36 protein-coding genes are annotated in these 21,506 nt (G+C 68.4%); 17 read left to right on the forward strand and 19 right to left on the reverse strand.

Annotated features, from left to right (window positions below):
* The first annotated feature begins 1 nt into the window (after window position 1).
* The 10 genes from OHT57_RS12555 to OHT57_RS12600 all read left to right on the forward strand — a co-directional run bounded on the left by OHT57_RS12555 (window position 2) and on the right by OHT57_RS12600 (window position 4,811).
* Complete coding sequence (locus tag OHT57_RS12555) at window positions 2-505, forward strand: DUF6907 domain-containing protein (protein WP_328746351.1); 504 nt, start codon at window positions 2-4, stop codon at window positions 503-505.
* Complete coding sequence (locus tag OHT57_RS12560; protein WP_328746353.1) at window positions 502-1,236, forward strand: DUF6907 domain-containing protein; 735 nt, start codon at window positions 502-504, stop codon at window positions 1,234-1,236. The genes OHT57_RS12555 and OHT57_RS12560 overlap by 4 nt, the downstream gene beginning before the upstream one ends.
* On the forward strand, window positions 1,233-1,541 hold the full coding sequence (locus OHT57_RS12565) for a hypothetical protein (RefSeq protein ID WP_328746355.1): 309 nt from the start codon (window positions 1,233-1,235) through the stop codon (window positions 1,539-1,541). Before OHT57_RS12560 ends, OHT57_RS12565 begins: the two co-directional genes overlap by 4 nt.
* Window positions 1,538-2,356, forward strand: coding sequence for an RNA polymerase sigma factor (locus OHT57_RS12570; RefSeq protein ID WP_328746357.1), 819 nt, complete (start codon window positions 1,538-1,540; stop codon window positions 2,354-2,356). Before OHT57_RS12565 ends, OHT57_RS12570 begins: the two co-directional genes overlap by 4 nt.
* Window positions 2,353-2,649, forward strand: coding sequence for an HNH endonuclease (locus OHT57_RS12575; protein WP_328746359.1), 297 nt, complete (start codon window positions 2,353-2,355; stop codon window positions 2,647-2,649). Before OHT57_RS12570 ends, OHT57_RS12575 begins: the two co-directional genes overlap by 4 nt.
* Window positions 2,646-2,828: a hypothetical protein gene (locus tag OHT57_RS12580; protein ID WP_328746361.1), complete on the forward strand. Its 183-nt coding sequence runs from the start codon at window positions 2,646-2,648 to the stop codon at window positions 2,826-2,828. The genes OHT57_RS12575 and OHT57_RS12580 overlap by 4 nt, the downstream gene beginning before the upstream one ends.
* A complete protein-coding gene (locus OHT57_RS12585) occupies window positions 2,828-3,208 on the forward strand; it encodes a DUF6907 domain-containing protein (protein ID WP_328746363.1) in 381 nt (126 codons plus the stop codon). Before OHT57_RS12580 ends, OHT57_RS12585 begins: the two co-directional genes overlap by 1 nt.
* Window positions 3,205-3,690, forward strand: coding sequence for a hypothetical protein (locus OHT57_RS12590; protein ID WP_328746365.1), 486 nt, complete (start codon window positions 3,205-3,207; stop codon window positions 3,688-3,690). Before OHT57_RS12585 ends, OHT57_RS12590 begins: the two co-directional genes overlap by 4 nt.
* Window positions 3,687-3,908 carry a hypothetical protein gene (locus OHT57_RS12595; RefSeq protein ID WP_328746367.1) on the forward strand — a complete coding sequence of 74 codons (222 nt, stop codon included), beginning with the start codon at window positions 3,687-3,689 and terminating at the stop codon, window positions 3,906-3,908. Before OHT57_RS12590 ends, OHT57_RS12595 begins: the two co-directional genes overlap by 4 nt.
* Before the next feature lie 654 nt (window positions 3,909-4,562).
* Complete coding sequence (locus tag OHT57_RS12600; RefSeq protein WP_328746369.1) at window positions 4,563-4,811, forward strand: hypothetical protein; 249 nt, start codon at window positions 4,563-4,565, stop codon at window positions 4,809-4,811.
* Window positions 4,812-4,875: 64 nt separating this feature from the next.
* On the opposite strand, the gene OHT57_RS12605 is transcribed toward OHT57_RS12600, so the two are convergent.
* From OHT57_RS12605 to OHT57_RS12620, 4 genes are all read right to left on the reverse strand, one after another.
* Window positions 4,876-5,166, reverse strand: a complete 291-nt coding sequence (locus OHT57_RS12605) for a hypothetical protein (RefSeq protein WP_328746372.1) — start codon at window positions 5,164-5,166, stop codon at window positions 4,876-4,878.
* A gap of 1,720 nt (window positions 5,167-6,886) precedes the next feature.
* Entirely contained in the window at window positions 6,887-7,129 is a 243-nt protein-coding gene (locus OHT57_RS12610; RefSeq protein WP_328746374.1) for a helix-turn-helix domain-containing protein, read from the reverse strand.
* Between the two features lie 3 nt (window positions 7,130-7,132).
* On the reverse strand, window positions 7,133-7,441 hold the full coding sequence (locus OHT57_RS12615) for a helix-turn-helix domain-containing protein (protein WP_328746376.1): 309 nt from the start codon (window positions 7,439-7,441) through the stop codon (window positions 7,133-7,135).
* Window positions 7,442-7,444: 3 nt separating this feature from the next.
* Window positions 7,445-7,696, reverse strand: coding sequence for a hypothetical protein (locus tag OHT57_RS12620; RefSeq protein WP_328746378.1), 252 nt, complete (start codon window positions 7,694-7,696; stop codon window positions 7,445-7,447).
* A 108-nt stretch (window positions 7,697-7,804) separates the two neighbouring features.
* Between OHT57_RS12620 and OHT57_RS12625 the strand changes: the two genes are divergently transcribed.
* The 3 genes from OHT57_RS12625 to OHT57_RS12635 all read left to right on the forward strand — a co-directional run bounded on the left by OHT57_RS12625 (window position 7,805) and on the right by OHT57_RS12635 (window position 9,207).
* Entirely contained in the window at window positions 7,805-8,113 is a 309-nt protein-coding gene (locus tag OHT57_RS12625; protein ID WP_328746381.1) for a helix-turn-helix domain-containing protein, read from the forward strand.
* A gap of 230 nt (window positions 8,114-8,343) precedes the next feature.
* Complete coding sequence (locus OHT57_RS12630) at window positions 8,344-8,835, forward strand: hypothetical protein (RefSeq protein ID WP_328746384.1); 492 nt, start codon at window positions 8,344-8,346, stop codon at window positions 8,833-8,835.
* 12 nt (window positions 8,836-8,847) lie between these two features.
* Window positions 8,848-9,207, forward strand: coding sequence for a hypothetical protein (locus OHT57_RS12635; RefSeq protein ID WP_328746386.1), 360 nt, complete (start codon window positions 8,848-8,850; stop codon window positions 9,205-9,207).
* Between the two features lie 64 nt (window positions 9,208-9,271).
* Here the strand turns inward: OHT57_RS12635 and OHT57_RS12640 are convergent, their stop codons facing one another.
* Window positions 9,272-9,550, reverse strand: a complete 279-nt coding sequence (locus OHT57_RS12640) for a hypothetical protein (RefSeq protein WP_328746388.1) — start codon at window positions 9,548-9,550, stop codon at window positions 9,272-9,274.
* Window positions 9,551-9,724: 174 nt separating this feature from the next.
* On the opposite strand from OHT57_RS12640, the gene OHT57_RS12645 reads away from it, so the two are divergent.
* From OHT57_RS12645 to OHT57_RS12655, 3 genes are all read left to right on the forward strand, one after another.
* Window positions 9,725-10,279: a hypothetical protein gene (locus OHT57_RS12645; RefSeq protein ID WP_328746390.1), complete on the forward strand. Its 555-nt coding sequence runs from the start codon at window positions 9,725-9,727 to the stop codon at window positions 10,277-10,279.
* Window positions 10,280-10,493: 214 nt separating this feature from the next.
* Window positions 10,494-10,709 (forward strand): hypothetical protein, encoded by a 216-nt coding sequence (locus tag OHT57_RS12650; protein ID WP_328746392.1) that lies wholly within the window; start codon window positions 10,494-10,496, stop codon window positions 10,707-10,709.
* Between the two features lie 284 nt (window positions 10,710-10,993).
* Window positions 10,994-11,596 (forward strand): hypothetical protein, encoded by a 603-nt coding sequence (locus OHT57_RS12655; RefSeq protein WP_328746394.1) that lies wholly within the window; start codon window positions 10,994-10,996, stop codon window positions 11,594-11,596.
* Here the strand turns inward: OHT57_RS12655 and OHT57_RS12660 are convergent, their stop codons facing one another.
* The 6 genes from OHT57_RS12660 to OHT57_RS12685 all read right to left on the reverse strand — a co-directional run bounded on the left by OHT57_RS12660 (window position 11,597) and on the right by OHT57_RS12685 (window position 15,258).
* Window positions 11,597-12,010: a hypothetical protein gene (locus OHT57_RS12660; RefSeq protein ID WP_328746396.1), complete on the reverse strand. Its 414-nt coding sequence runs from the start codon at window positions 12,008-12,010 to the stop codon at window positions 11,597-11,599. It lies immediately after the preceding gene.
* A gap of 58 nt (window positions 12,011-12,068) precedes the next feature.
* A complete protein-coding gene (locus OHT57_RS12665) occupies window positions 12,069-12,353 on the reverse strand; it encodes a hypothetical protein (RefSeq protein WP_328746397.1) in 285 nt (94 codons plus the stop codon).
* A gap of 235 nt (window positions 12,354-12,588) precedes the next feature.
* The gene (locus OHT57_RS12670; RefSeq protein ID WP_328746399.1) at window positions 12,589-13,710 is read right to left on the reverse strand and encodes a hypothetical protein; all 1,122 of its coding nucleotides are present in this window, start codon (window positions 13,708-13,710) and stop codon (window positions 12,589-12,591) included.
* Window positions 13,711-13,713: 3 nt separating this feature from the next.
* Window positions 13,714-14,142, reverse strand: a complete 429-nt coding sequence (locus OHT57_RS12675; RefSeq protein WP_328746401.1) for a helix-turn-helix domain-containing protein — start codon at window positions 14,140-14,142, stop codon at window positions 13,714-13,716.
* A 3-nt stretch (window positions 14,143-14,145) separates the two neighbouring features.
* Window positions 14,146-14,517: a hypothetical protein gene (locus OHT57_RS12680; protein ID WP_328746403.1), complete on the reverse strand. Its 372-nt coding sequence runs from the start codon at window positions 14,515-14,517 to the stop codon at window positions 14,146-14,148.
* 165 nt (window positions 14,518-14,682) lie between these two features.
* The gene (locus tag OHT57_RS12685; RefSeq protein ID WP_328746405.1) at window positions 14,683-15,258 is read right to left on the reverse strand and encodes a hypothetical protein; all 576 of its coding nucleotides are present in this window, start codon (window positions 15,256-15,258) and stop codon (window positions 14,683-14,685) included.
* A 268-nt stretch (window positions 15,259-15,526) separates the two neighbouring features.
* Here OHT57_RS12685 and OHT57_RS12690 point away from each other — a divergent pair, with 268 nt between their 5' ends.
* Entirely contained in the window at window positions 15,527-15,958 is a 432-nt protein-coding gene (locus tag OHT57_RS12690) for a hypothetical protein (protein WP_328746407.1), read from the forward strand.
* Between the two features lie 31 nt (window positions 15,959-15,989).
* On the opposite strand, the gene OHT57_RS12695 is transcribed toward OHT57_RS12690, so the two are convergent.
* The 8 genes from OHT57_RS12695 to OHT57_RS12730 all read right to left on the reverse strand — a co-directional run bounded on the left by OHT57_RS12695 (window position 15,990) and on the right by OHT57_RS12730 (window position 21,463).
* Window positions 15,990-16,706 carry a hypothetical protein gene (locus OHT57_RS12695; protein ID WP_328746409.1) on the reverse strand — a complete coding sequence of 239 codons (717 nt, stop codon included), beginning with the start codon at window positions 16,704-16,706 and terminating at the stop codon, window positions 15,990-15,992.
* A gap of 201 nt (window positions 16,707-16,907) precedes the next feature.
* Window positions 16,908-17,270, reverse strand: coding sequence for a hypothetical protein (locus tag OHT57_RS12700; protein WP_328746411.1), 363 nt, complete (start codon window positions 17,268-17,270; stop codon window positions 16,908-16,910).
* 98 nt (window positions 17,271-17,368) lie between these two features.
* The gene (locus OHT57_RS12705; protein WP_328746413.1) at window positions 17,369-17,743 is read right to left on the reverse strand and encodes a hypothetical protein; all 375 of its coding nucleotides are present in this window, start codon (window positions 17,741-17,743) and stop codon (window positions 17,369-17,371) included.
* A 536-nt stretch (window positions 17,744-18,279) separates the two neighbouring features.
* The gene (locus OHT57_RS12710) at window positions 18,280-19,512 is read right to left on the reverse strand and encodes an AAA family ATPase (RefSeq protein ID WP_328746415.1); all 1,233 of its coding nucleotides are present in this window, start codon (window positions 19,510-19,512) and stop codon (window positions 18,280-18,282) included.
* Window positions 19,509-20,072 carry a hypothetical protein gene (locus tag OHT57_RS12715; protein WP_328746417.1) on the reverse strand — a complete coding sequence of 188 codons (564 nt, stop codon included), beginning with the start codon at window positions 20,070-20,072 and terminating at the stop codon, window positions 19,509-19,511. Before OHT57_RS12715 ends, OHT57_RS12710 begins: the two co-directional genes overlap by 4 nt.
* A 182-nt stretch (window positions 20,073-20,254) precedes the next feature.
* Window positions 20,255-20,869, reverse strand: coding sequence for a hypothetical protein (locus tag OHT57_RS12720; RefSeq protein ID WP_328746418.1), 615 nt, complete (start codon window positions 20,867-20,869; stop codon window positions 20,255-20,257).
* Between the two features lie 133 nt (window positions 20,870-21,002).
* On the reverse strand, window positions 21,003-21,197 hold the full coding sequence (locus OHT57_RS12725) for a hypothetical protein (protein ID WP_328746420.1): 195 nt from the start codon (window positions 21,195-21,197) through the stop codon (window positions 21,003-21,005).
* Entirely contained in the window at window positions 21,197-21,463 is a 267-nt protein-coding gene (locus OHT57_RS12730) for a helix-turn-helix transcriptional regulator (protein ID WP_328746422.1), read from the reverse strand. The genes OHT57_RS12725 and OHT57_RS12730 overlap by 1 nt, the downstream gene beginning before the upstream one ends.
* Window positions 21,464-21,506: the final 43 nt, after the last annotated feature.

Raw genomic sequence — 21,506 nt, forward strand, 5'->3', positions numbered from 1 at the left:
CGTGTCCAACACCGTACCGTCCAACCTCTACCCGATGCCGACGCCGAAGCCGGGTCACCGGTTCGTGCCCGCCAAGGTCGGCGCCACCGAAGACACTTCGGTGATCGTGCTGATCGAGGACCCGACGTGGTGCACCGAGGACCACGTCGACGAGCCGGTCCGTGACCTGTCGGACCTCATGCACCGCGGCGACGAGGCCCTCTTGAAGGTGCCGACCTTCAGCTACGGGGCCTACCCGATCCAGATGTTCGCCTGGGTCGAGGCTGACCCGGCCGCCAGGGAGCCGGAGTTCCGGGCCGCGCACATCACCATGCAGGACGGCGGGGGCAACAACTACTGCCACCTCACCCCGGCCATGGCGGAGAAGCTGGCGGACGACGCGATCGGCTTCGCGTCGGAGCTGCGGCACCAGGCCCGCATCGCCCGCCAGGCGAACCAGGCGGCCGGCGACTCCGACCCGTGCATGGACGAGGCGCTGCGCCGGGTCCGCGGGGGTGCCGCGTGAGCTACGAGAACCTTCCCGCGTTCGGTCCGACCGAGGTGTTCGGCGACGGGGACGACATCGCCCCGGACGTGGTTGTGCGTGTGGCCTACGCCCTGTCCCGTGTGCAGCTGATGACGGCTCTGTCGATCGGCTTCACGGAGATCGCCCCGGACCGCGACGCCGAGGACCTGACGGTCGAGGAGGTGCGGGGCGAGGTCGAGGGATGGCTGCACGGCGCGGCCGTCATCGAGCTCGACCGGTACGTGAGGCAGGGGCAGCTGACCGCCTATCCGCCTGAGGCGCAGCCCGTCATGGACGCACTCGCCGCCGCCCTCGACCGTGCGTATCCGCCCCGCAGGCCTGAGCCGGTACGGCGGGCGCCCCGCTACGGCGACGGCACGGTCACCCTCGACACCGTCGACCACGGCGAGGTCACCGTCCCGGAGCCGGCCTGGTGCATCGGCCACTCGTGGCAGCCCAACCCGCACCGGGCGGACATCACCCACAACTCGACGAGGGTGAAGGCTGCGGCGACGACGGACGGCGCCGGCCGCGTGCACCTGCTGCACGCGGCCATCAGCCACGCCCCGCACCTGGAGATCCGGCCGCACCCGGTCGTGTCCGTGGACCTGGGCTGCACGGACGACTTCGCCGCCGAGGACATTCCTCAGCTCGCCGAGGGGCTGCGGTCGGCGGCCCGGGTTCTCGAGAACGTCGCCGCAGAGGCGATCCGCCTGCGGGGTGAGTCGTGAGCGGCATCGACTACGCGGCCCGCTTCGACGGCTTCGACGGCGACGTCCTGTTCGCCTTGGAGTACCCGCAGGGGCAGGACGGCCCGTCGGACTGTGACGCCCCGCAGGAGTGCGTCGAGCAGCTGCTCGTCGTCCTGGCGGACTGGCGGCAGCAGATCCTCGCCGGGGCCCGCACGGACGCCGACGCCTACCGGGCCGCGCTCGACACGGTTCGGGAGGCCTGGCTCCAGTACAGCTTCCGCTGGGTCGGCGGCCCCGAGCTGCCGTACCCGTTCGACCTTCCCCGCACGGAGGCCGCCCGATGAGCGCCGCCACCCACCAGGGCATCGCCGAGCAGTTCGAGGCCCTCCACCGCCAGCACTTCCACGAGCTCGCCGGCTGGCTCAAGCGGCGTCTCCCCCTGACGCTCGTCAGCCAGAGCGAGGACTTCGCGCAGGAAGCGTTCATCGCGCTGTGGGAGCACCTGAACAAGGGGCGCCCAGTAGACAAGGCGTTCGGTCTGCTGATGACGATGGCGCAGCGGAAAGTCTGGACGCATCAGGCCCTGTTCGCGCACCAGCATTCGTTCGTCACCGACCTGAACGACCCGGCATCCGTCGCCCTCGACGGGCTCAACGAGCACCGCTACGCGGCTGGCGATCCCATGCTGGCGATGGTTGCTGAAGAGCTGGAGACGGCTCACGAACGGATGACGGAAGCCTCCGACCGGTGGCGGAAGCTGCACACCAAGGTCGCCTCAATGAGGCCCCGCGGGGGCGCCACATCCGATCCGGCGCGAGCGGCGCGGAACGAGGTCCGCAAGGCCGAAGCCAAGCAGCAACGCGACGAAGCCCTAATGGAGTTGCAAGAGGCCTGCCGGGTGGTCGGCCAGCTCCGCGCCGAGCTGGAGCGCGTCGGAGGTGGCAGCTGGCGGTCGTGCAGCGGCTGGCCGCCGGCCCGCTACTCAGGCGGCGTTCGCGTCGAAGGGGTTGCGTCCGACCCGACCGCCAAGCACTGCTCGGCAGGGCACCCGCTCGACGACCTTGAGCTTGTGGGCTTCCTCGCCGACGGCACCCGCGTCTGCCGGGCCTGCCAGAACAGCAAGAGCAGCAAGCGTCAGAGGGTTGGGGCGGCGTCATGAGCGCCGCTCGTGTGCGCCTCACCCCGGAACTCCGGACCGCCCTGCACTGCGAGCTGAGGTCCCGCCACGGGTCCCGCTGCTTCTACTGCCACCGCCACTTCCGGCACCGGCCGATGCGCCGCAAGACCCTCGACCACTTCATCCCGCACCACATCTGGCCCGGATGGGACGTCGACAACCTGGTGCTCGCCTGCGAGCGCTGCAACCTCGCCAAGGCCGACAACCTGCCGTGGCCCCTCGTCTGGCTGCTGCTGGCCGTCTACCGGCCCGAGAACTGGGAGCTGACCGCATGAGCGCCACAACCATCCGCCGACCCACCGAGGACGCCGCGATGCGTGTGTGCGGCCCGGCCGAACTCCCATCGGCCGATCGCGTCGCCGACCTCCTGATCGTGGCCCGCGCGACGGACGACCGGTATGGCGCCCGCCACTTCTCCGCCCTCCTCGACCGCATCCTCGAAAGGGGCCAGTGATGGCCACAAAGACCGCAGGTCGTTCCACAAATGTTCCCCAGGCGAAGACGTGCCCGGAGTGGTGCGTCATCGACCACGGCGACGACCCGATCGACGACATCTTTCACCGCTCCGCCTACATGCAGGTCGGCATCCCGGACGACCAGGTGCACCTGTCGTCCCGTGACCTGAAGCTCACCGCGAGCCTGTGCCTGCCCGAGATGCCCGAGCCGGGCGACGAGGACGGGATGCTCGTCCTCGACCAGGGCGACCTGTTCGGCCCCTACGCGGAGTTGAACGTCGAGGAGTGCGACCAGTTCATCCGAGACCTGAAGGCCTTCACCGCGCGCGTCGAGCAGGCCCGCGACTGGATGGCCGCACGGAAGGGAGCGCGGTCGTGAAGACTCCGCCGATGTTCTACCCGCAGGAAGACGGCAAGCTCGTCGAGATCCCCGAGGAGCACGCGGCGATCCTGGAGTTGTACCGGGGCCGGATGCCGCTCTGCTACGAGGTGCAGGAGACCGGCCAGCCGTACCTGTACGCGCTCATCGACGTCGACGAGGAGCCCTACGGCACCCCGCGGCCCGGGGCACTGGAGACGGCGGCCCTGCGGGTGGCCCGCGACTTGAAGCGGCGCCGGCTCGGCGAGGACCTGGTGCCCGTCGACTACCAGCCGCTCGCGCACGCGGCGATCCGCGCCCATGTCGCCGACATGGCGGAGTTCGCCGCCTCTTGCTCCTACGACGAGCCGACGGCGCGACGGCAGCGCTACGCCGCGCAGGAGGCTCGCCGGATCGGCCGGCAGCTGTCGAAGACGGTCGAGCAGGCCGTGTCCGCGGCCGTCGCTGAGCCGGTGAAGCCGGTGAAGCCGGTGACGGCATGATGGCCCTGGAGGGTGTCCCGACCCCGGAGCGGTACGCGGACGGCGGCCCGTGGTCGACGCACGTGTGGCTGGAGGACCCGTACTGGCAGGACTCCGCCGCCTGGTGCGGGTATTGCGGTGCCGCCTCCTACAAGGACGAGGCGCACAAGCCGTGCCCGGGTCCCGTACCGGTGCCTGCCGGGCCGCCCGCGACGGCCCTCCTGGTGGCTCCGAAGTAGCACGTCGAATCCCTAATCAAGACCTCCCCACGAGGGGGTCTGAGAGGGCGAAGAGTTGCCAGCGTGTTCCTCAAATGCCCCCTCCTCGCGAGGGGGGTTCGGGAGGGCTCCGACGGCAGGTCAAATCCCAAAAGGGTCTGCGCTCAACGCACCCCCCTGGCGGGGCTTCAACTGCAGGTGGAATCCCAACGACCCTGCAGCTCGCATCGCAAGTGCTCGACCCCTCCGCGGGGCCGTGTTCGTGCAGCGTCCAAACCAAATGCCCACCCTCCGGTGAGGGTGCATCGCTGCAGCATCTGACCGATCTCCCCCCACCCTCGCGGACGGTGCATCGGCCGCAGGTCGCGATCCAAACACCCACCCCTCGACGGGGCGAAAAGTTCGCAGCGTGCGATCCAAATCAACAGCCCTCCGCGGGGGTGCTTCCCGCAGCGTGTTCCACATCTACCCCCGGCCGCTTCCGGGGCTCGGTCCCCCTCCTCGGGGCACCGGTCCCCGCAGGTCGCTACCGATCTATCCCCGCCCGTTTCCGGGCCGCGACGGGACGCGCACAACCCTTTACGCCCATGGGCTCCGAGCCCTTTACGCCCAAGGGGTCGGACTGGTCCGTACCCCGCTTCCCGCAAGGGCTGGACGCACGAGAGGATCCACCCCATGACTGACCCCTATGAGGCCCTGGTTCACGATCTGATCTCCCGTACCGAGAAGGCTGTCGAGAGCGTTGCCCACCTCGCGACCGACACCGACATCACGTTTCGGGTGAACGACATCGTGGACGCAGTGGAGCGCGGACTGCCCGCCGACTACCCCGCACCGACCATGGGGTCCACGACCCGCCGGGACATGATCGCCCAGATGGCCCGGGACATCCTCAGCGGCGAGATGCACGAGGACGGCCAGTAACCGGAGCAGCCGCGCGCCCCGGCCCGCGCCCGCACTCCACTGGGCACGGTACGGGGCCTTCTGGCTAGGCTCGGCGTCGAGGGGTACGGCCCCGTCTGCGACTGCGGCGGAACACCGCGATCTTCGCGGGCTCGGCAGGGACGCGGCAGAGCTTACGGATCTGCTCCCGGTCTTCCGGGCTGAGCAGTTTCGCGCGACCCATCTTGGTGTGTGGGAAGCCGTGCTTGTTGAGTCCGTCGAGGAGCCAGCGCTTGCTGCAACCGAGATTCTCCGCTGCTTCGGCCGGCGTCATGTAGCCGTCGCGTCGCATCGTGGCTTCGCTGGTGTCCGTCGGCTGTTCTTGATCGAGTGCCATGCTCCATTGCTGTCCCCGGCGACCACTGTCGAAGATCACTCGTTAGTGGGGTTAGTTCGGTGCCCACGGGCAGGTGAAGCTGGATGGCTCAACGGCTCGGCTCAAGCCGTTCACCCGTGGGCCCTTGACTTCTACGCGCCCCCACGCGCACGCGCACACGTGCGCGCGTAGAGCCGTCCTCGTTCACTTGCCGGCCCCGGGTGAACGGGCGGGTGAACGAGTGGACGACGACCCGGCAGACACCTGGCGCAGGCCCGGCAACAGGGCGGCGGGACCCCGGCAGAAGGTCGGCAGGGGTACCCACAATCTGGGTACCCCTGCCGGGTCTGCGCCGGGTGTAAACCGGGCTCCTGCCGGGCGTCACGCCCGGGTCACGGGTCTGACCTGGGGGGTCACACCTCCGCCTCGCCTCCGGGCCGCTGACCTGCGTGACCCGGGTAGTCACGCAGGTCAGACAGGGTCGTGATGGGGTCGTGACGCCCCTGATGGCCGTCGTTACGGAGGTCGTGATGGGTTGTGATTCTGGGGCTTGTCGTCGTGACGGCGATAACGACCTGTCACGACCTGCGTAACGACCACTCTGCCCGCATATCCAGGTCTGCCAGAGGTCGGACAAGGTCTGACAGATGATCAAGGAATGGAGATCGTCTGTCAGACCTCCGTCCGACCTCGACCTGCGTTTCAGTAGACCTCGTCCGGCCTCCCGGCAGACCAGCTTGCCCCGCTATGCACCCTGCCCCGACCCTGCCTTTCCGCAGGGCCGACCCTGCCGAAACCCTGCCAGGACCCTGCCCGGAGGGGTACGGGCTGGTCCGTACCCTGCCAGAAACCGACAGGGTCGCGGGCAGGGTCGACCTGCAGCGATGCAGGGTCAGGGCAGGGTTTCGGCAGGGTATACATCGGCACAAACTAGGTGGACGGCCGGCAGGACATGTCCCGGTTTGACCCCGGACAGAGGGTAGGACAGGGGGTGGACACTGTCCGGACAGCGTCCTACCTCGGAGATCGTTTGTCCGGGTGCCTGTCCTGGGCGAAGCGGGATCTTCCGGGCGGCTGCCCGGGTGGCTGTCCACCCACTTTGCCCCGTCTCGTCACCCGACTGCCGGGTGGATACCATCCGGCTTCCATCCACCCCGGGAGATCCACTATCCACCCCGCAAGACGGGGCAATCCAGGCGCTATCCACCCTGCTCAGCGCTGCTCAGGGCCACAGACCCGCAGGTCGCGTCTGCTCAGAACCCTGCTCAGCGCCTGCTCAACCGGTGCTCTGAGCAGGCACTGAGCAGCAGACTGAGCAGCTGTGACCTGCACCTTCACATCCTGAGCAGCGACTGAGCAGGGACGTCACAGAGATCGAACTAGACCAATTTCACGCCCGGTACATCCCGGTATCGGAACTGCTCGCGAGGTGCTCGCTACTGCTCGACCGCAGGTCACAGCTGCTCGACCAGATGCTCGGGCAACTGCTCGCCGAAATCGCGAGCACCCCGCGAGCAGTAACCCGAGCGGCTGTGACCTGCAACGGAGCACCCGCGAGCAGCGCGCGAGCACCCAGAATGCCCGGCCTGTCGGGCGGTCCACCCCGTGCCCTAGGGCGGCCTGAGGGCGGTCTACCGCCGGTCCGGGACCAGCGATGGACCGGGCGCCTCCAGGTCCTGCCGAGGAGCTCATAGGGGTGGGCACGTTCGGGCCGAGACGCCCCAGGCGCCTGGCCCAACCCTCACCGCGGCCGACACCGCTTCAGTGCCTTGATTCGGTTGGCCTCGTAGTAGCGGGCGAGATCCTCCCGGCTGATCAGAACGAGCCCACCCTTCGCCTCCTGGCTGTGGGCGAGCCTCCCGGCCGCGAGCCGGCGCCGGACGGTGCGAACGCTGCACTTCATGAGCCAGGCGACCTCACGGACGTCGAAGTATGGAGCGTTGAGATCCGCTGGCCGAGTTGGGATTGCACTGCGAACCGCCACGCCCTACGTCGCTCCGCGTCGCCCTTGACTACCCTGCCGCCGCGAGAGGCGCGATTCTGGCGGTCTCATCTCAGGGATCAGTGCTGGGTTTCTGGCGGCCTGGTACTGGGCTTCGAGGTAGGCGTCCAGGTCGGCGATCTTGTAGGTGATGAAGCCGCCGACCATGAAGCTGGGCATGCCAGCTTCCTTGTCCTTGCCGAGGAGGCGCCACTTCTTGAGCGTGCTGGGGGCCTTGCCGAGGTACTCGGCGGCACCCTCGATCCAGAGGCAGCCTTCCGGGGGGCTCTGCTTGATACGTCCTCGGGTTGGCACCAGTTACTTCCTTCCCCGTGGTCTCGACAGTCGTGACTCCGTGGGCCGGGAGTCGGGGGCGCGCTCGGCTTTGATCGCGGCGGAGCCTTCGAGTTCCGGCTCGTTGAAGGCGTCGATCTCCGCTATCGAGTAGATGAACCGGCCGTCCCGGCGCTGACCCTGGGAGCCCTTGCCGGTACGCCGCCCACTCCAGAGGGTGCGGCCGGAGAACGGCGTCCACTGAGCGGCCTCGCCGATTCTGGGCGTTCGAGCCATGCCTCATGGATGTCCAGGCTGGGCCGAGAGAAGACCACCCGTTGGTGGGGTTAGAGGATGCAGATTTCGGCCGATTCATCCTGAAGAAATGGATCGAACGGGGCACACGTGGGGAACGGTCCCAGCCAATGCAACGATGATCAACGCTGCCTAGCGGATGCCATACTCCGTCTCGCCGAGGCAGTCGAGCAGCTCACCGTCCGCCAGACGGCCGCCGACCTGGAACTCCGCTGCTTCACCCCTGAACAGGCCGCCGACATCCTCGGCAAGACCGAGTGGTGGGTTCGCGAGGCCATCCGAGACGGCCGTATCCCGCACACCAATGTCGGCAAGTCGCCGCGCATGACGGCCGCCCACATCCGCTGGGTGCAGGCGCAGGGCGAGCGAGTGCCCAACCAGTACGCCAAGCCTGTTTGACGCCCGACTCGGCGGCACCTGCACGGGAAGCTGGTGCCGGGTGGGGTGTATGCGCCGGTGCGGGGCTGGCTGGACGGAAGGCTGACCCGGAGGCCCTAGTACTCGCTTGGGTCAGGCTCCGATGACCCAAGCTGCTGACCTGCACCTTTATAGGTGCGTTCATGCTAAAGCATGCTAGAACCTGTGAAACTCTAATAGACTCTCACAGACTTTTGAAGTACCTTCCAAGTATGACCACTGCGCCTGCCGAAGCGAACTTCTCTGAGCTCATCCAAAAGCCCAAAGACACCGTCGCGCTCCTGCAGGACAACGCCCGCAAGGGGCTGACCCTGCACCGCCGCGACGGCGAGGACCTGTACCTCACCACCGCAGAGCGGGCCGAGCAGGTGACTGAGGTCGTTGGGTCGACGACGCGCATGTTCGTCGCCCTGATGAAGAGTGACCCCAAGGCTGTCGAGATGCTGACCAGCGTCTTCCCTGAGGCGTTCCCCTGGGTGCGTTTTCTGCCCGGCGAAGCGGTGCGGGAGTTCCTGATCGAGTTCATGGACACGGCCAGGGCTGCAACCGAGCTGGGGACAGTCGGCCCCCTGGCCCCGGTGATCGCTTCCTGGAAGGCGACGGCCGAGGTGTACTCGGATCCCGACCTGGCAAAGCGGCTACTGACCCCCACAGAGGGGGACTTCGGCGACGCCGAGCCGCCGGAAGTGCCGCCAACTGAGTGAGATACTCGCCTGGTGACACCTAAGAGAGGCGACGACGCCGCTCCCCCACCGATCGACGACGAATACCGCATCGTCCTGGCGACCTCCGAGGCTGCGAAAGGCTGGGAGGACTTCAGGCGCCAGGAGCCGGCGAACCTTCGCTGGGCCTACGACCAGATGCGCCACAATCCTGGCTGCTGCAATCAGCCGCCGAACGGCCGCCACAGCAGGATGAAGCGGGAGTTCGCCACTGGCACGCACAGTGGCCGCACGCTCCCGCAGTGGCAGCTGGAGGTAACAGGGGCGGGCAGGATCTGGTACCTGTACGACGACGAAGCGAAGACGTGCTGGGTGAAGGACGCCTGCCGCGGTCACCCCAAGGAGACCGAGTAGTCGACGCGAAAGAGGGCCCGCACCCGGAATGGGTGCGGGCCCTTCGTCGTCTCACGGCTTCCGATCAGTCCTCCTGTGTCGCGTGCAGCAGTTCGGCGGCGAGCCGTCGCAGTGCCCGGTCTGCGTTGGCGGGCACCTCACCCATGTCTTCGTCGCCACTGGCGGACGCCACGTCGAGGAGGGCGCGGATCGGTTCCCGGAGTTCGAGGATGGCTTCGCGGAGCTCCAGGATGATGTCCTGCGCCGTGTCGGCGTCCGCAGGCAGGTTAGCGACGTCGAGCTTGGCTGCGGTGGCACGGATCTGGGCGGCAAGTTCCTTGCTGAGGCGGATGTTGCGGGTCACTGCTGCTCCTTCTGCCGGTCAAGGTATGGCTTGAGCGCCGTGAGCACTGCGTCCACTCTCGTACCCCGTGAGCACTGGAGGGCGGGCAGCCAGTCCCCGGCCGGCGAAGGTAGCCGAGTGAGCGCTTCACAGCGCTTCAGCACGCGGTCCGGGCTGCCGCCGTAGGCTCCGGTCGTGGACTGGAAATGGACCGTGACGGCGGTGTTGTCCGTTGTGACCCTCGTACTTGGCGCATTGCTTAACCAGTGGACCGCCTCCAGGCTGGAGAAGGCGCAGCGGCGGCGGGAGCAAGAGCTCCGCGAGTTGGAGCGCGCCCAGGTGCGGCTGGATCGACGCGAGGAATTTGAACTTGCTCACCTAAATGACCTGTACGCCGCCCTCGGTGAGTTGCAGGACGCGGCCTTGATCTACAAGGCTCATTTGGAATCTGAATCTCTGCCCGAAGACCTTCGGGCAGCAGCCGGCAAGTTCAGCGAAGCCGACACGAAGGTAAAACGGCTCGGCGACCTCGTACTCGATGACGATGACCGGAAGCTCGTCGGCGACGCCCACGACGTTACTGTCCGCGCTTGCGTGCCTGCAGCGCTGGCCGGCAGCCCCATCATGACCACCATGCACCAGGCGCGCTACCAGCTCGGCCGGGCCCAGTACGCGGTAGCCGCCCGAATCCGAGAGGTCTACAAGACTGACGCCCCAGCCCTGCCCGCCAAGCTGGGGACGCACAACTAGCCGTCGCCCGGATGCTGCCGGGATGCTCCTGCCGGGCAGGAGAGGTGTGCCAAGCGGGTGCCATCAGGCCCATAAAGATGCAGGTCACGGGCCCTCTAACCGCATCACCTATGCGGTTAGAGGGCGACTCATCGGCTCCGTCTTCTGACGGAAGGCCTACTGTAGGAAGAGAGCAAACACCTAGCCATGGCTCCGGCCGGCTGGGAGGCACATCATGATCCGCGTCGGCATGCGGCTTCCCGAGCCGTTCCACATCAGCGGCGGCCCCATCGTCGCCTTCGTCATGATGCTCGCCTACATGGCCGTGATCATGGTCTGGCTCCTGGTCGTCGCTGCCGTCTACCTTGGCCTCGGTATCGCTCACCTCGTCGAGATGGGCATCAGCGCACGCCACCAGCGCCAGGCTGCCCGTCAGGCGGTAGAGCGGTAACCTCTCGGCCCCGGCGGCAGGGCGTCAGCAGGCCGTCCAGCATTCCGAGCCAGAGAGCTTGCATGCACGGCGCATCCGCGCCAAGGATCCGTACCCCAACGTAGTGAAGGGTTCCAACCGCCGCGGCAGCAACTGACGGCAGCGATCATCCTTTGCCCAGAGAGCAGCGGAGCCCAGTCACGCGGGCCTCGGCAAGCAGCAGGGGCGACGGACGGACACCTGCACCTAGTGGCCACGGCGCGGCGCCCGCGGTCTCCGTATCGCCCGTGACAGAGTGACCAGCCGTGGATTCGAAGATATGGGCCGCCGTGATCGGTGGCGCCGCGTCGCTCGTCGTCTTCGTCGCGGGCCTCGCGGCCGGCCACTTCAAAGACAGCGCATCCCGGCGAGCTGCGGCAGCCGACAAGGCACGCGCTGCCGCGCAAGAGCTGCTTCGAGCGGCCTTCGACACTAAGGCCGCTTTGGCGATCTGGGAGGCCCGCTGGCGGGACAAGCGGTCCATCGTGGCCACACTGGGACACTCGTTCGCTCAGATCCTCGCCGGCTATAGGGACGACCGCATCTTCCACGGAACGGCCGACGGGCTGGCCTCAGCATTGGCGTGGAGGCGGGCATCTGATGCCGCCGAGGAGGCTCTCGTCACCGGCCCACTGTCTCGCATGGCCGCCGCCGCCGCGCAGACCGCCATGCTCAACGACGCCAAGCTGCGCGAGGCGTCCACCGCGGTCACCGACGCTCTGGGCAAGCTGGTGACCGCTTACGCGGAGAAGCCGAAGTCCCCTGCGCGCATCCAGGCAGACCGTGACGTGGACGACGCCATCGGCAGACTTAGCCACGCTGCCCGCTCCTACAAGGGACGCCGGGCTCGCCGCGCAACATCTGAGTAGTCAGAGGGCCGGACCTTCGGGCCAGAGGCAGGAACGCGTGTCGAGGTCGATGGCTTCCTCCCACTCGGCGATCGGCACGGCCCGTTCGACGACGAACCACTCCTCTGGTTTCCCGTTCCACTGGTTAGGAACACTCGTCTTGCTCGGGTCGCTGGAGGCAAGCAGAGACCACTCCTCTTCCGGCCTCAAGTGCGAGGGCGCCCAGTCGGGCCAGTAGTGCACCTCCGCATCGGGCACGCGGACGAGGATGCGGAGTCGCCGGTCCCGCAAAGCCCACGGAAGTGCTTCGGGGTCGGCGTCGCGGCAGAGGTGAACGGTGGGCGGGCTGTTCCGGCGCTGCCACGTGGCGCGTATCTCGCCGGCCGCCAGGATTCCGTTCCAGTGCTCAGCGTCAGTGAAGTGGTAGAGCAGCACGAGGCACACCCTACGTCGCGCATTCGCGCCCCCGTTCGAGCTGTTAACCCGTCACGGATCAGAAAGGGGCTAGCCCCATGCCTTCGAGGTGGATCAAGCCGTTCCGTCCGTTCGTCGTGACCCAATCGGCCGTGAAGCGGCCCTCCTGCCCGTCCGACATGCGGAGTACGAGATCATCGTTATCGTGGAGCGGGTAGAGGTCAGAACCATCGTCGGTGATCAGGGAGCCGGACCACACCTCGCCGAACTCCTCTGTGTAGTTCTTACTGAGCCGGGCCCGGACAGGTATCTCGGTCGAACCGGCGATGATGACCGCATCGTCTTCATACAAGTTTGACGTCATTCGCACATCATGCTGCTAAGTGCCCCGATTTACCCATCCCCTGGATGCGCCGATACCCGGCCGCGATGCGGTACGGGGGCCACGGAGAGAACGCGTGAAGGTGACCGCAGGGCCAGCGGTGAGCGCAACCGCCGGCCCCGCTACTGCCCGACATACGCCGCCAGCTCGGACTGGAACCGAAGGCGGGGCATTGGTCGGGCACCGGCCGGAGATCCATGCCGGCCGGAGTCAGTGGTCAGAGCAGCTGGTCGACGACTTCGAGCAGTTCGTCGACCGTGCGCTGCGTCCGGTCATCGGCCTTGTTCAGGTCCGGGTTCTGCTTCAGCAGGAGCAGTGCGGCCTCAAGAGCCTTGAGACCCAAGCCGATCCGCGCGCTGTCCGCCTTCGCCGCGGAGCTCTGCTGCCGCTTTGCCGGGAGAGCCTTCTTTGCGGACGTCGCCTTCTTGGCGGGCTCGGCTGCCTTGTACAGCACACTGGGCGCTGGTCGAGGCTCCGGGCCTCGCACCGCCTTGCCGAGCCACGCCGGACGCGCCACGGCTGGCGGCTGCGGATTCGCCTCCCGCAGCTGCGCCACCCGCTCCATGTAGCCCTGCGCCAGGCGCCGGTCATCGGAGAGCATTGCCGCCTTGTTCAGGCGCGCCGCCTCCGCCTCGACCTCGCCCCGGGGAAGCGCCGTCAACACCTGCCGAGCCCGATCGAGGTAGCCGTGAATCGCGCCCGGCATGGGGTCCTCGGCACCTCGCTTCGTGAGGCCTTTGACGTGCTCACACCGGTCGACGAGCTCGGCCGCATCGAGCTTCACGAGAACCTCGTCAGGCACGTCCGCGATCCAACGGCCGTAATCGCGCGCCAGATCCTCACGCACACCCCGCCGGTACGCGGCCTGCGCCGCCGCCGTCATCGGCACGCTGGGCACGACGTGCGCGTCCGCCTTCAGAATGCGGTCCGCCGCCGCGAGACTGCCCGTGCGCCCGTACTCGGTCACCGCCAGCTCGGCCCTGCGGAGCACTGCCGGACGGTCCATCTTCAGCAGCAGGTCGTCCGGAACTCGCGAGATCCAACTGCCGTGCTGGTCCATGTCGGCGCCTGTGATCCCTACGGTTTTCAGCGCGGACGTCTGCGGGCCGTTCGGCATCGCCCCGGATACCGGGGCAGCCAAGATCTCCTCGGCTTCAGCTGTCGCCGCGGGAATGTCGCCGTCACCGGTCGGCGCCATCGCAGTATCGAGGCGACCCTGCGCCCGTTGCAGGCGCCCGGCCAGCTGCTCGACCGTCAGGGCTGACAGCACGTCGCCCGGGATCCGGCCGGTCCAATGCCCGTACTTGTCGGCCAAGTTCTGCGGTACAGCGGCGACCATGACTCACGCGGCTTCCGTCCGTCGTTCGCCGACCCGCTCCAACACCGCCGCTTCGTCGACCAGCCACGCGCCTTTGCCTGCCGTTCTGACGCCCGCGAGCGTCCCCTGTCGGCAAAGCCTTCGCACATAGCCGGGAGAGCATCGCAGCAGTCCGGCAGCCTCTTCGGCGGTCAGCCGGAGGGCTGACGAGACGCATGGTGCATCCGGTACGCCATCGCGGAACTGATCAGTTCCGGCATCGGAACCTGCCAGGGCCGCGGCCCGATACGTGCGAGCCCCGGCCAGCACCATTTCCGCGATGGCCTGCAGGCGAGGCGGAACACCCCCGTCTCGCCGTCCCTGCTCCTTCAGGCCCCGGGCCAGCAACGGCGCCAGGTGCAGGCAGTCGGCACCGTCCAGCACCACCACCGGGCCGTTCACGAACTCCGCCACGGCCTACGCCTCGCTGTCGCCCTCGGCCCGGCCCGCGACGAGTTCGCCGATAGTCCTCGGCCGCCGGGGCTGCCGCGCGAACGCCTGCGGGCCGTAGTGGGCGGCATGCACCCGCCACTCCTCGGGGTCCATCTCATGCAGCGGCTTCGCCGGCAGCTCGGAAGTCGACTCGGCCTCGTTGAACTGCGCCACAGCACTGGGCAGTTGCTTCAGCAGCGCCTCACTGACGGCCTGGTCGACGGTCGCGCGCAGTTGTGACTCGCGGGCCTGACGGCGAGCAGCGAGCCCTTCACCATGGCGCCTGCGGGCCTCGGGAAACAGGGCCGCCCGGTAGGCACGCCAGCGGTCCGCTCGGTCGTCTGGGGTCTCGGTCACGTCGACTCCTCAAGGTCGCGATGTGGGGACGGGAGGGGATGCCAGTCCCCGTGGCGCAGGCCGCGTCACTGCGGGCGAAAGGCGACCCGCTCAACGGCCTTACATCCGCTACCCGGGCAACCAGGAACCCGGACGGTGAGCTTGACGCCCCGAGGCGGCAAGCCGTCAGGAAGGAAGATCCGGCGTGCGCATGATCTGCAGCAGAACCGGGCTGTAGTCGAGGTAGGCCGACGCGCGATTCGGCATCGCCGGCGTTGCCGCGTCCTGCGGCCAGATACCCGCGGCAATACCTGCATAGTGCGCATCGAGGCGGGCCTGCCCTGCCCTCTGCTGCGCGGCGGTCGCGTCGCCCACGATCTGACGCAGTGCCCCGTAGGCGGCCCGCAACTGCGCGAGGTACTCGTCCATCTCTTCCATCGCCGCGGCCTCGCGGGCGGTGGCCTCTTCGAACTGCGTCTGCGCCTGCTCGCGCTGTACTCGTTCCTGCGCGGCGCGCTGCTCGGCAGCTCGGTGGGCCTCCAGCTCCTGCACGCCTTCCGCCAGCGCCCGGACGTGCGCCTCGGCGATGAGAACCGGCTGCCGCAGCTCCTCGGCGGTTGTCTTGTGCCTCTCGGCGGCGGCGAAGTCCTGGTCTTCCAGGGCCGCGGCGAGGTCTGTCTCGGCGTGCGCCAGCTGCTCGCGCAGGCCCTCCGCCTCGTGCTTCGCCTCAGCCAGCCGCTCGTTCAGTGTCAGTGCCGCCATGGGTGCCGCTCCTCCTCATGCGCTCGCGGTACGCGCGAACGTCCGCCGGGTCGAGGAGCCACACATCCCGGGAACCCTTCCGACCGCGAATCGTTCCAGCGGCGGCGAGTTGCCTGATACGGCCCTCCGTCAACCCGGTGAGCGACGCGGCCTGCTCGGTCGTGATCTCTTCACCTGCATTCGATGGTGCCGGAGCTGACGCAGACGTAAGAACTGTGGCCGCCGGTGTGCTTGCGGCTGCGATAGTTCGGCGCGTCTGCTGACGCTGATGGTCGACCGCAGCCTCTCGGGCAGCTTCACGGACCGCCAGCGCCGCCCGAGACAGCCGCGCCGCCCGGCAGGCCGCAGGCGGCGGCGTACCCCGCACGAACGCCTCCAACAGGTCCAGGGCAGCGGCGAGTTCAGCGCACAGCGGTCCAGGGACGACGACCGCATCCCACAGCCGGGCAGGCTGCACTCGGTCACCACGAAGCCCCGTCACCCGCTCTCCCCCTGTTCTCCGACCTCAAGGCGCCCGGCGATCCGGCCCGCAGACCTGAGCGCCACACCCGGCGTCGACGGAGGACCGAAGCTCAAGAAGCAGGCCGACAGCACGACCAAAGCCGTCAACGCCTCCTCGGCCGGTGTCTCGCCCAACAGGTCGGCCTGCGGGATCTCCATCCCCGCATTCGCCGCCGTCACCAAAGCCACCGCCGCCTGAAGGCCACGCCGCGAGATCAGCTCACCCGGCATCACGCACCCCCAGCAGGGAATCGAGACAACGCGGCAATCAGGAACCCCAACGAGTGGGCAGTCAAACCGGGAACCTCAACAACAGGCGACCCGGAAGGGTAGGCGAGTAGCCCCGCCGGCGAGATGCCGCGGCGCCTCCCGCGGGCCGTGAGCACGTCCCGCGCGGCGGCCTCCGCCTCTTGCTGCTCCTCGGCCGTCAGCCCGGTTGTACGGGCCTTTTCGGAGAGCTGAGCGAACACGAGCGCCCGCTCCGCGATCCGCTCGGCTTCCGCTCGGCGCTCCACCATCGAGCCTCCATGATCCCGGCACCAGGGCTGCCCGGGGTCGGCCCCCCAGCCTTGGGGTCGCTGACACGGCTCGCCGTTCGTCCGTGGCCGGCCGCACGTGGGCCGGTCGGACTTGGGTCCGGGTGGCGCGGCGTGTGTTGTGGCGTGGCGGGTGACGGCGGCCGTCGGCTTGGCGTTCCCGAGCGCGCCCTCAATGAAGATGACGTCGTGGTGCTGGTGACACTTCACCCGGCAGCCCTCGCGGTCGAGGCGGTGCTTACGGGCCCACGCCTGTCCGGCGGTGGGGTACAGGACGATGTCGCGGGCTCCGCAGCTGACAGCAGCGAACGGGCCGTCGCCCGCAACGACGCCGTTTGGCCAGATGCAGCCGCCGAGCCCCAGCCATGTCGTGTGGCGATCCCCGCAGGGGTGCCAGCGGTAGCGCTTCACGGGGCTTCCTTCGAGGGGGTCTCTCGGCTAGTGACCAGGTATTTGGTGCCGCATGGGCTGCGGCGCAGGCCGGTGACGAGGTGGCGGTGCGCGCCTCCACAGGTCGGGCAGTCGACGAGTAGCTGCGTGCGGCCGGCGGTGACGAGGGGCCTTGCGGTCACCTCGGCGGGATGGTTCGGGGTCATGGGGCTTTCCAGGTGTTCAGGCCGCTACCGGGGCGGTGCGGGGGCGTTCGGCGCGCACGAGCCACTGCAGTCCGCAGTCGTCGGCCGTGCAGTGCATGACGTTGTGGGGGTTCCGGCTGACGACGACAGTCGCGACCAGGCGGGCCACGCGTTCGCAGCGGCAGGCGGGGCAGTGGATCGACCGGAGTGCGGCGGGCATGGGGTCCTCGGGGGTTTGGGATTGTGCGTGGGCCTGGCGGTAGAGCTTCTGTGCGTGCCGGCGGCCGACACCGGCGGCTCGGGCTGCGGCGAGTTCCTCGCGCTGCTTCCGCTTGCGCTCTTCCTCGGCGCGGACGCGGGCGATGCGGGCGGCTATGGCCTGCTCGACGTGGGAGGTCATGACGACCCCCCATCGGTGCGATAGGTCATGACGCTCCCTTCCTGGTGGATGCTGGACGGGTGGCCGGCCCCGATTCCCGCGGGGCCGGCCGGTGTGCGTCAGTGCCAACTCAGGTACTGGCCGGGGGCGTCGAAGGCTCGGATTCCGTCGGGTCGCATGCGGCCCGTCAGGTCGCGGTACAGGTCGTGGCTGGCCTCGTGACGGTGCTCGTCGCAGGTCACGATGCACAGCGGGTTGCCGTCCTCGGCTTTCGCCAGCAAGAGGCCGAGCGGGCCGTCGGGCTCGACGACCTTCTCGACGGCGAGGGTCGCGAGCGTCGCGGTCTTGGTGCAGCCGTCGGGCTCCTGGCAGGGGAGGCCCCTGACCAGCTTGGGGATGCGTTCGATGCGGGTCTGGAGGATGGCGTACCCGTGGGCGCTGATGTCGTCGGTGATCGCGGTGGGGGCACCGTGGGTGAGGGTGCGGTCAGTCATGCGGAGACTCCTTCGCTGTGGATGCTTGGGCCGGGCCATCCGGGCTTGCGCTTTCGGGGGCGATCGCGTGCGTCTCGGAACCAGGCGGCAACTAGGGCGGACTGCTCCCAGCCGAGCTGGTCGTAGAGGGGCCTGACATCTGTGTGGAGTTCGCTACGCCCTGGCGAGCCGTAGACGTGACCCCGGAGTGCTGTGGCGACATCTACGGCGCCGGTCCAACTGAGCTGCTGGACCAGGTCTTGGGCGAAGTGGACGTATGTGTAGCCGTCGTTCGTTCTGATGCGGTCGGCGCGTGTGAGCCAGGGCTGCATGTTCATGGGAGGCCCCCGCGAGATCCCCATGCGACGTGAGGGCGGTGGGTCTGGAGAGTCTGGCGAAGTGGGGCTGTCCGACCTGTCCGCTCCCTAAAGGAGGGGAGCGGAGCGGACAGGTCGTCTGTCATGCCCTGTCCGCAACCCGTCCGCAACCTGTCCCGGACAGGTCTGACCTGCAAGTTTTCGGAAACCTGTCCGCTTCTACCGGACAGGTGGATTGCCCTATTCATCCTGTCCTGTCCCTCCGAGGTCGGCGGACAGGTTTGCGGACAGGTGATTTGCCCGGTTCTTGCGGAAGTCAGCAACCTCGGACAGCAGCTTGTTCTCTGCCTTGATCCCGAGGGCGCTGCACTTGTGGCGCAGGCGGTCGCGCCCCCAATCGACTGGCACCTTCGCGGCGTCCAGTGCTGCCGCGATCTCCTCGATTCGGCCTTGCTGCCCAGTGCGGGCCTGCGGCTGTGAGACGGGATTGAGCGGCACCAGGACGATGGACGTCACGGGACTGCCGTCTTCCTTGGTCTCTCCGTCCAGGGCGATCTGATGCAACCCGAAGACGACGTCGCCAAGTTCCTCGTCGTCCTTCTGCTTTCCGGTCTTCAACTTGATCTGCGTGTCGAGCAGGCCCTTGCCGGTGCGCTCGACTCCCAACTCGGTCTGCAGGGCGCCTTTGACGGCGGTGGCGCCTCGGCCGCGGTCGCCGTCGTGACCGGTGTGGTGCACCAGGAGGATGCAGGCTTCGGACGCCCCTCGTAGCTGTTCCATCCGGTCGACAACGCGGCCCATCTCGGTGTTGGAGTTCTCCTCGATGCCGACCGTGACGCGGGCCTGGGTGTCGATGACGACAAGTGCGGGCTTGCGGCGCCTGCACAATTCGACAAGCACCAGCCACTCGGGATCCATGGCCTGTACGGGGCGCGGCAAGAAAAAGACGCCGGTCATCTTGCGTTGGTGATGCTGCTCCCAGGCGCGCACCCGCTTGCGGATGCCCCTCATGCCCTCGGCCACCAGGTAGATGACGGGCCCCTGCGTGACCTCCTGGCCGTGCCACGCCATCCCGCTTCCGACACAGCCGGCGAAGTCGAGCGTCATGAACGACTTGAAGGTGCCGGATGCCCCGTAGACCCGGGCGAGCGTGTCCCTGTACAGGACGTCCGTGATGACGGGCTCCAGCGGCTCGATGTTGTCGAGCGCTGCCGAGTCGAGGAGTTCTCCTTCTAGGGCTCGCACGCGCGCCTCGAAGTACTCCGCAGAACTCAGGTCAGTCGTCGGCCTGGTGGCGTCTTCCTTTCCGTTCCACATGTCGTCAGGGGGAGGCTCGGCGCAGGGGGGCTGAGCCTCGGGGGCCTTGAAGGGGTGGCCGAGGGCGCCGCGTTCGTGACTGCTGGACTGGTTGTCGCACGTCCGGCCGTTCACGGGGTGGGCGCAGAACAGGGCTGGGTCGAGTTGCGTGGTCAAGCCGCCTTCTCCTGACGTGCACAGAGGTAGCGGCCGGGCTGTCCGGGAACTGCGACGGGCGGCCAGCCGGGGGTGGCGCGCAGCTGGTGCGCCGGCTTCGGCCGGGCAGCGGCGTCGAGTTCGGCCCGCGTTCGTCGGTCGGCGATGGACGGCCGTGACCGGGCGGCCTCACGGAACCACTGCATCAGCGCCTCCTCGTCGCCGAACTTGCGCCACATCTCTGCTGCTTCCAGGGCGGCGGCCAGGCGCCGAGGGTCGTCGGGGTGCAGGGCGCGCCATTCCCCGGACGCGTATTTGGGGAAGCCTCCGGCGAAGTACGCGGTACGGGCGTTCGCCCACAACTGGGCGAAGTCGCTCACCTCGGCGGCCTCACGCTCAGACTCGGACTCCGGATCTCCGGCGGTCGTCTCGCCGCAGCCGGCCGCTGTGCAGTCGAGCGGGTCACGGTGGCCGCACTCGGACGGCTCGCAGCGCGAGGCCGCTTCGCGACGCCGGCGCAGCTGCTCGGCAGCCGGAGTGGGTGGCCATTCGCCAGCCTTTTCCTGACCGTCGCCGCTCACGCTGGTGATGGATGCATGCGGCGCCGTGACTGGCGTCAGGCGGGGGTCCGGGGCTTGCTCCGAGCCCCTGTGTCGTGTGGTCACGTTCATGTCCGTTCGCGGGTGCGGGGCCGAGAGGGTGACTCCTGGGGAGCGGTCCCGCGATTGGGTGGCCGCGCCCGCGGTCGAGCGCGGCCGGGGCATCAGGCGGCGCTCGCGGTCCGGCCGAGTTCGACGTAGGCGGCGAGGAGTTCGGGCAGATGCCTCGCCTGCTGTTCGGCGTCGAGCTGTGCCCACGCCTTGAGCCCGATGAGGGAGGCGGACACGCCGGGGTTGAGCTGCTCGGCCTGCATGACGGCCGCGTGCAGGTCGTTGTCGTCGTAGCCGCTGATGACGTCCGCGAACTGCGTCTCGTCGTCGCCCGCCGACTTCACGGCGACCTGGCGCCCGTGGACGCTGTCGCCCCATCCCTCGTCGGGGACGGTGAAGGAACGCCCGGCGATGCGGAGCAGGTTGCGGGTGATCGCCTTGGTCTCGCTGTTGTTGAACTTGGAGGGGCTGCGCTCCAGCTGGTGAGCGAGAGCGAGCCAGGCCTCGTCTGCCGCGGTCGAGCGGAGGTAGGCGGCGCCGCAGCTGGCGTGCCACCAGGCGTAGAAGATTTTCGTGATGCGCTGTCCGGCCGCGGGGACCTTGTCGCACCCGGGGCAGACGCTGCCCCAGTCGGCCGTTAGGACGGCCTTGCCGCCGGTGTCCTCGCGCCAGCCGCCGGGGATGGCGCCCTTGCTTTCGGAGATGGCGAGCCGGATGGGCTGTGTCATGATGCTGGTAGTCCTTTCTGTTGAAGCCCTGGGCGCTCTGGCCGAGCGATCAAGCCCGGGGCTTCGGCGTGTAATGGATCGGGCTAGGCCCCCGTCGACTGGCGTTGTCGCGCCGGTCTGGTGGGGGCCGCTTCTATGCGGCTTCGCTGTGGGGCTGGTCGAGGACGGGCGCGAAGACGTCGCGGAGCGCGACCTTCTCGGCGTCAGTGAGGGGGCCCCGAGCGCGAGCGGCGCGTTTGACGAAGTCGGCAACCGACTCCCCAGGCGCGGGGCGAAGCCAGAGGGTTCCGCCTTCCACCCACTCGTAGGCCTCTTCGTTGTCGGCCATCAGGCAGCCTTCGCGGCGACTTCGGCCGTCTCGGCCTTCAGCGTTTCGAGGGCCTCGACGTAGCGATCGAGCAGTTTCCCGCGCGGAACACTGCGGGCGCCCGTCTCCCACTGGGTGACTGCCTGTCGGCTTACACCGACGGCGTCAGCAAGTTCTTTCTGCGTGAGGCCAGCCGCTTCCCTGATCGCCCGTCGCTGTTCCGGGGCGGGCAGGGCACGGCGAACCTGCAGCCTGGAGCGGATTTTCTCCGCTGTCGTTGCGGCCATGTGACCAAGCATGCAGGGTGGTGGGTAGCCAGTCAAGCCACCC

It is taken from the genome of Streptomyces sp. NBC_00285, assembly GCF_036174265.1.
GTDB lineage: Bacteria > Actinomycetota > Actinomycetes > Streptomycetales > Streptomycetaceae > Streptomyces.

Bases quoted from the DNA above. Each gene is read 5' to 3' on its own strand.
- OHT57_RS12570 (WP_328746357.1), top strand. From the start codon at position 1,538: ATGAGCGCCGCCACCCACCAGGGCATCGCCGAGCAGTTCGAGGCCCTC.
- OHT57_RS12575 (WP_328746359.1), top strand. From the start codon at position 2,353: ATGAGCGCCGCTCGTGTGCGCCTCACCCCGGAACTCCGGACCGCCCTG.
- OHT57_RS12580 (WP_328746361.1), top strand. From the start codon at position 2,646: ATGAGCGCCACAACCATCCGCCGACCCACCGAGGACGCCGCGATGCGT.
- OHT57_RS12585 (WP_328746363.1), top strand. From the start codon at position 2,828: ATGGCCACAAAGACCGCAGGTCGTTCCACAAATGTTCCCCAGGCGAAG.
- OHT57_RS12595 (WP_328746367.1), top strand. From the start codon at position 3,687: ATGATGGCCCTGGAGGGTGTCCCGACCCCGGAGCGGTACGCGGACGGC.
- OHT57_RS12600 (WP_328746369.1), top strand. From the start codon at position 4,563: ATGACTGACCCCTATGAGGCCCTGGTTCACGATCTGATCTCCCGTACC.
- OHT57_RS12605 (WP_328746372.1), bottom strand. From the start codon at position 5,166: ATGGCACTCGATCAAGAACAGCCGACGGACACCAGCGAAGCCACGATG.
- OHT57_RS12620 (WP_328746378.1), bottom strand. From the start codon at position 7,696: ATGGCTCGAACGCCCAGAATCGGCGAGGCCGCTCAGTGGACGCCGTTC.
- OHT57_RS12630 (WP_328746384.1), top strand. From the start codon at position 8,344: ATGACCACTGCGCCTGCCGAAGCGAACTTCTCTGAGCTCATCCAAAAG.
- OHT57_RS12650 (WP_328746392.1), top strand. From the start codon at position 10,494: ATGATCCGCGTCGGCATGCGGCTTCCCGAGCCGTTCCACATCAGCGGC.
- OHT57_RS12665 (WP_328746397.1), bottom strand. From the start codon at position 12,353: ATGACGTCAAACTTGTATGAAGACGATGCGGTCATCATCGCCGGTTCG.
- OHT57_RS12670 (WP_328746399.1), bottom strand. From the start codon at position 13,710: ATGGTCGCCGCTGTACCGCAGAACTTGGCCGACAAGTACGGGCATTGG.
- OHT57_RS12685 (WP_328746405.1), bottom strand. From the start codon at position 15,258: ATGGCGGCACTGACACTGAACGAGCGGCTGGCTGAGGCGAAGCACGAG.
- OHT57_RS12690 (WP_328746407.1), top strand. From the start codon at position 15,527: ATGGTCGACCGCAGCCTCTCGGGCAGCTTCACGGACCGCCAGCGCCGC.
- OHT57_RS12700 (WP_328746411.1), bottom strand. From the start codon at position 17,270: ATGACCTCCCACGTCGAGCAGGCCATAGCCGCCCGCATCGCCCGCGTC.
- OHT57_RS12705 (WP_328746413.1), bottom strand. From the start codon at position 17,743: ATGACTGACCGCACCCTCACCCACGGTGCCCCCACCGCGATCACCGAC.
- OHT57_RS12720 (WP_328746418.1), bottom strand. From the start codon at position 20,869: ATGACACAGCCCATCCGGCTCGCCATCTCCGAAAGCAAGGGCGCCATC.
- OHT57_RS12725 (WP_328746420.1), bottom strand. From the start codon at position 21,197: ATGGCCGACAACGAAGAGGCCTACGAGTGGGTGGAAGGCGGAACCCTC.
- OHT57_RS12730 (WP_328746422.1), bottom strand. From the start codon at position 21,463: ATGGCCGCAACGACAGCGGAGAAAATCCGCTCCAGGCTGCAGGTTCGC.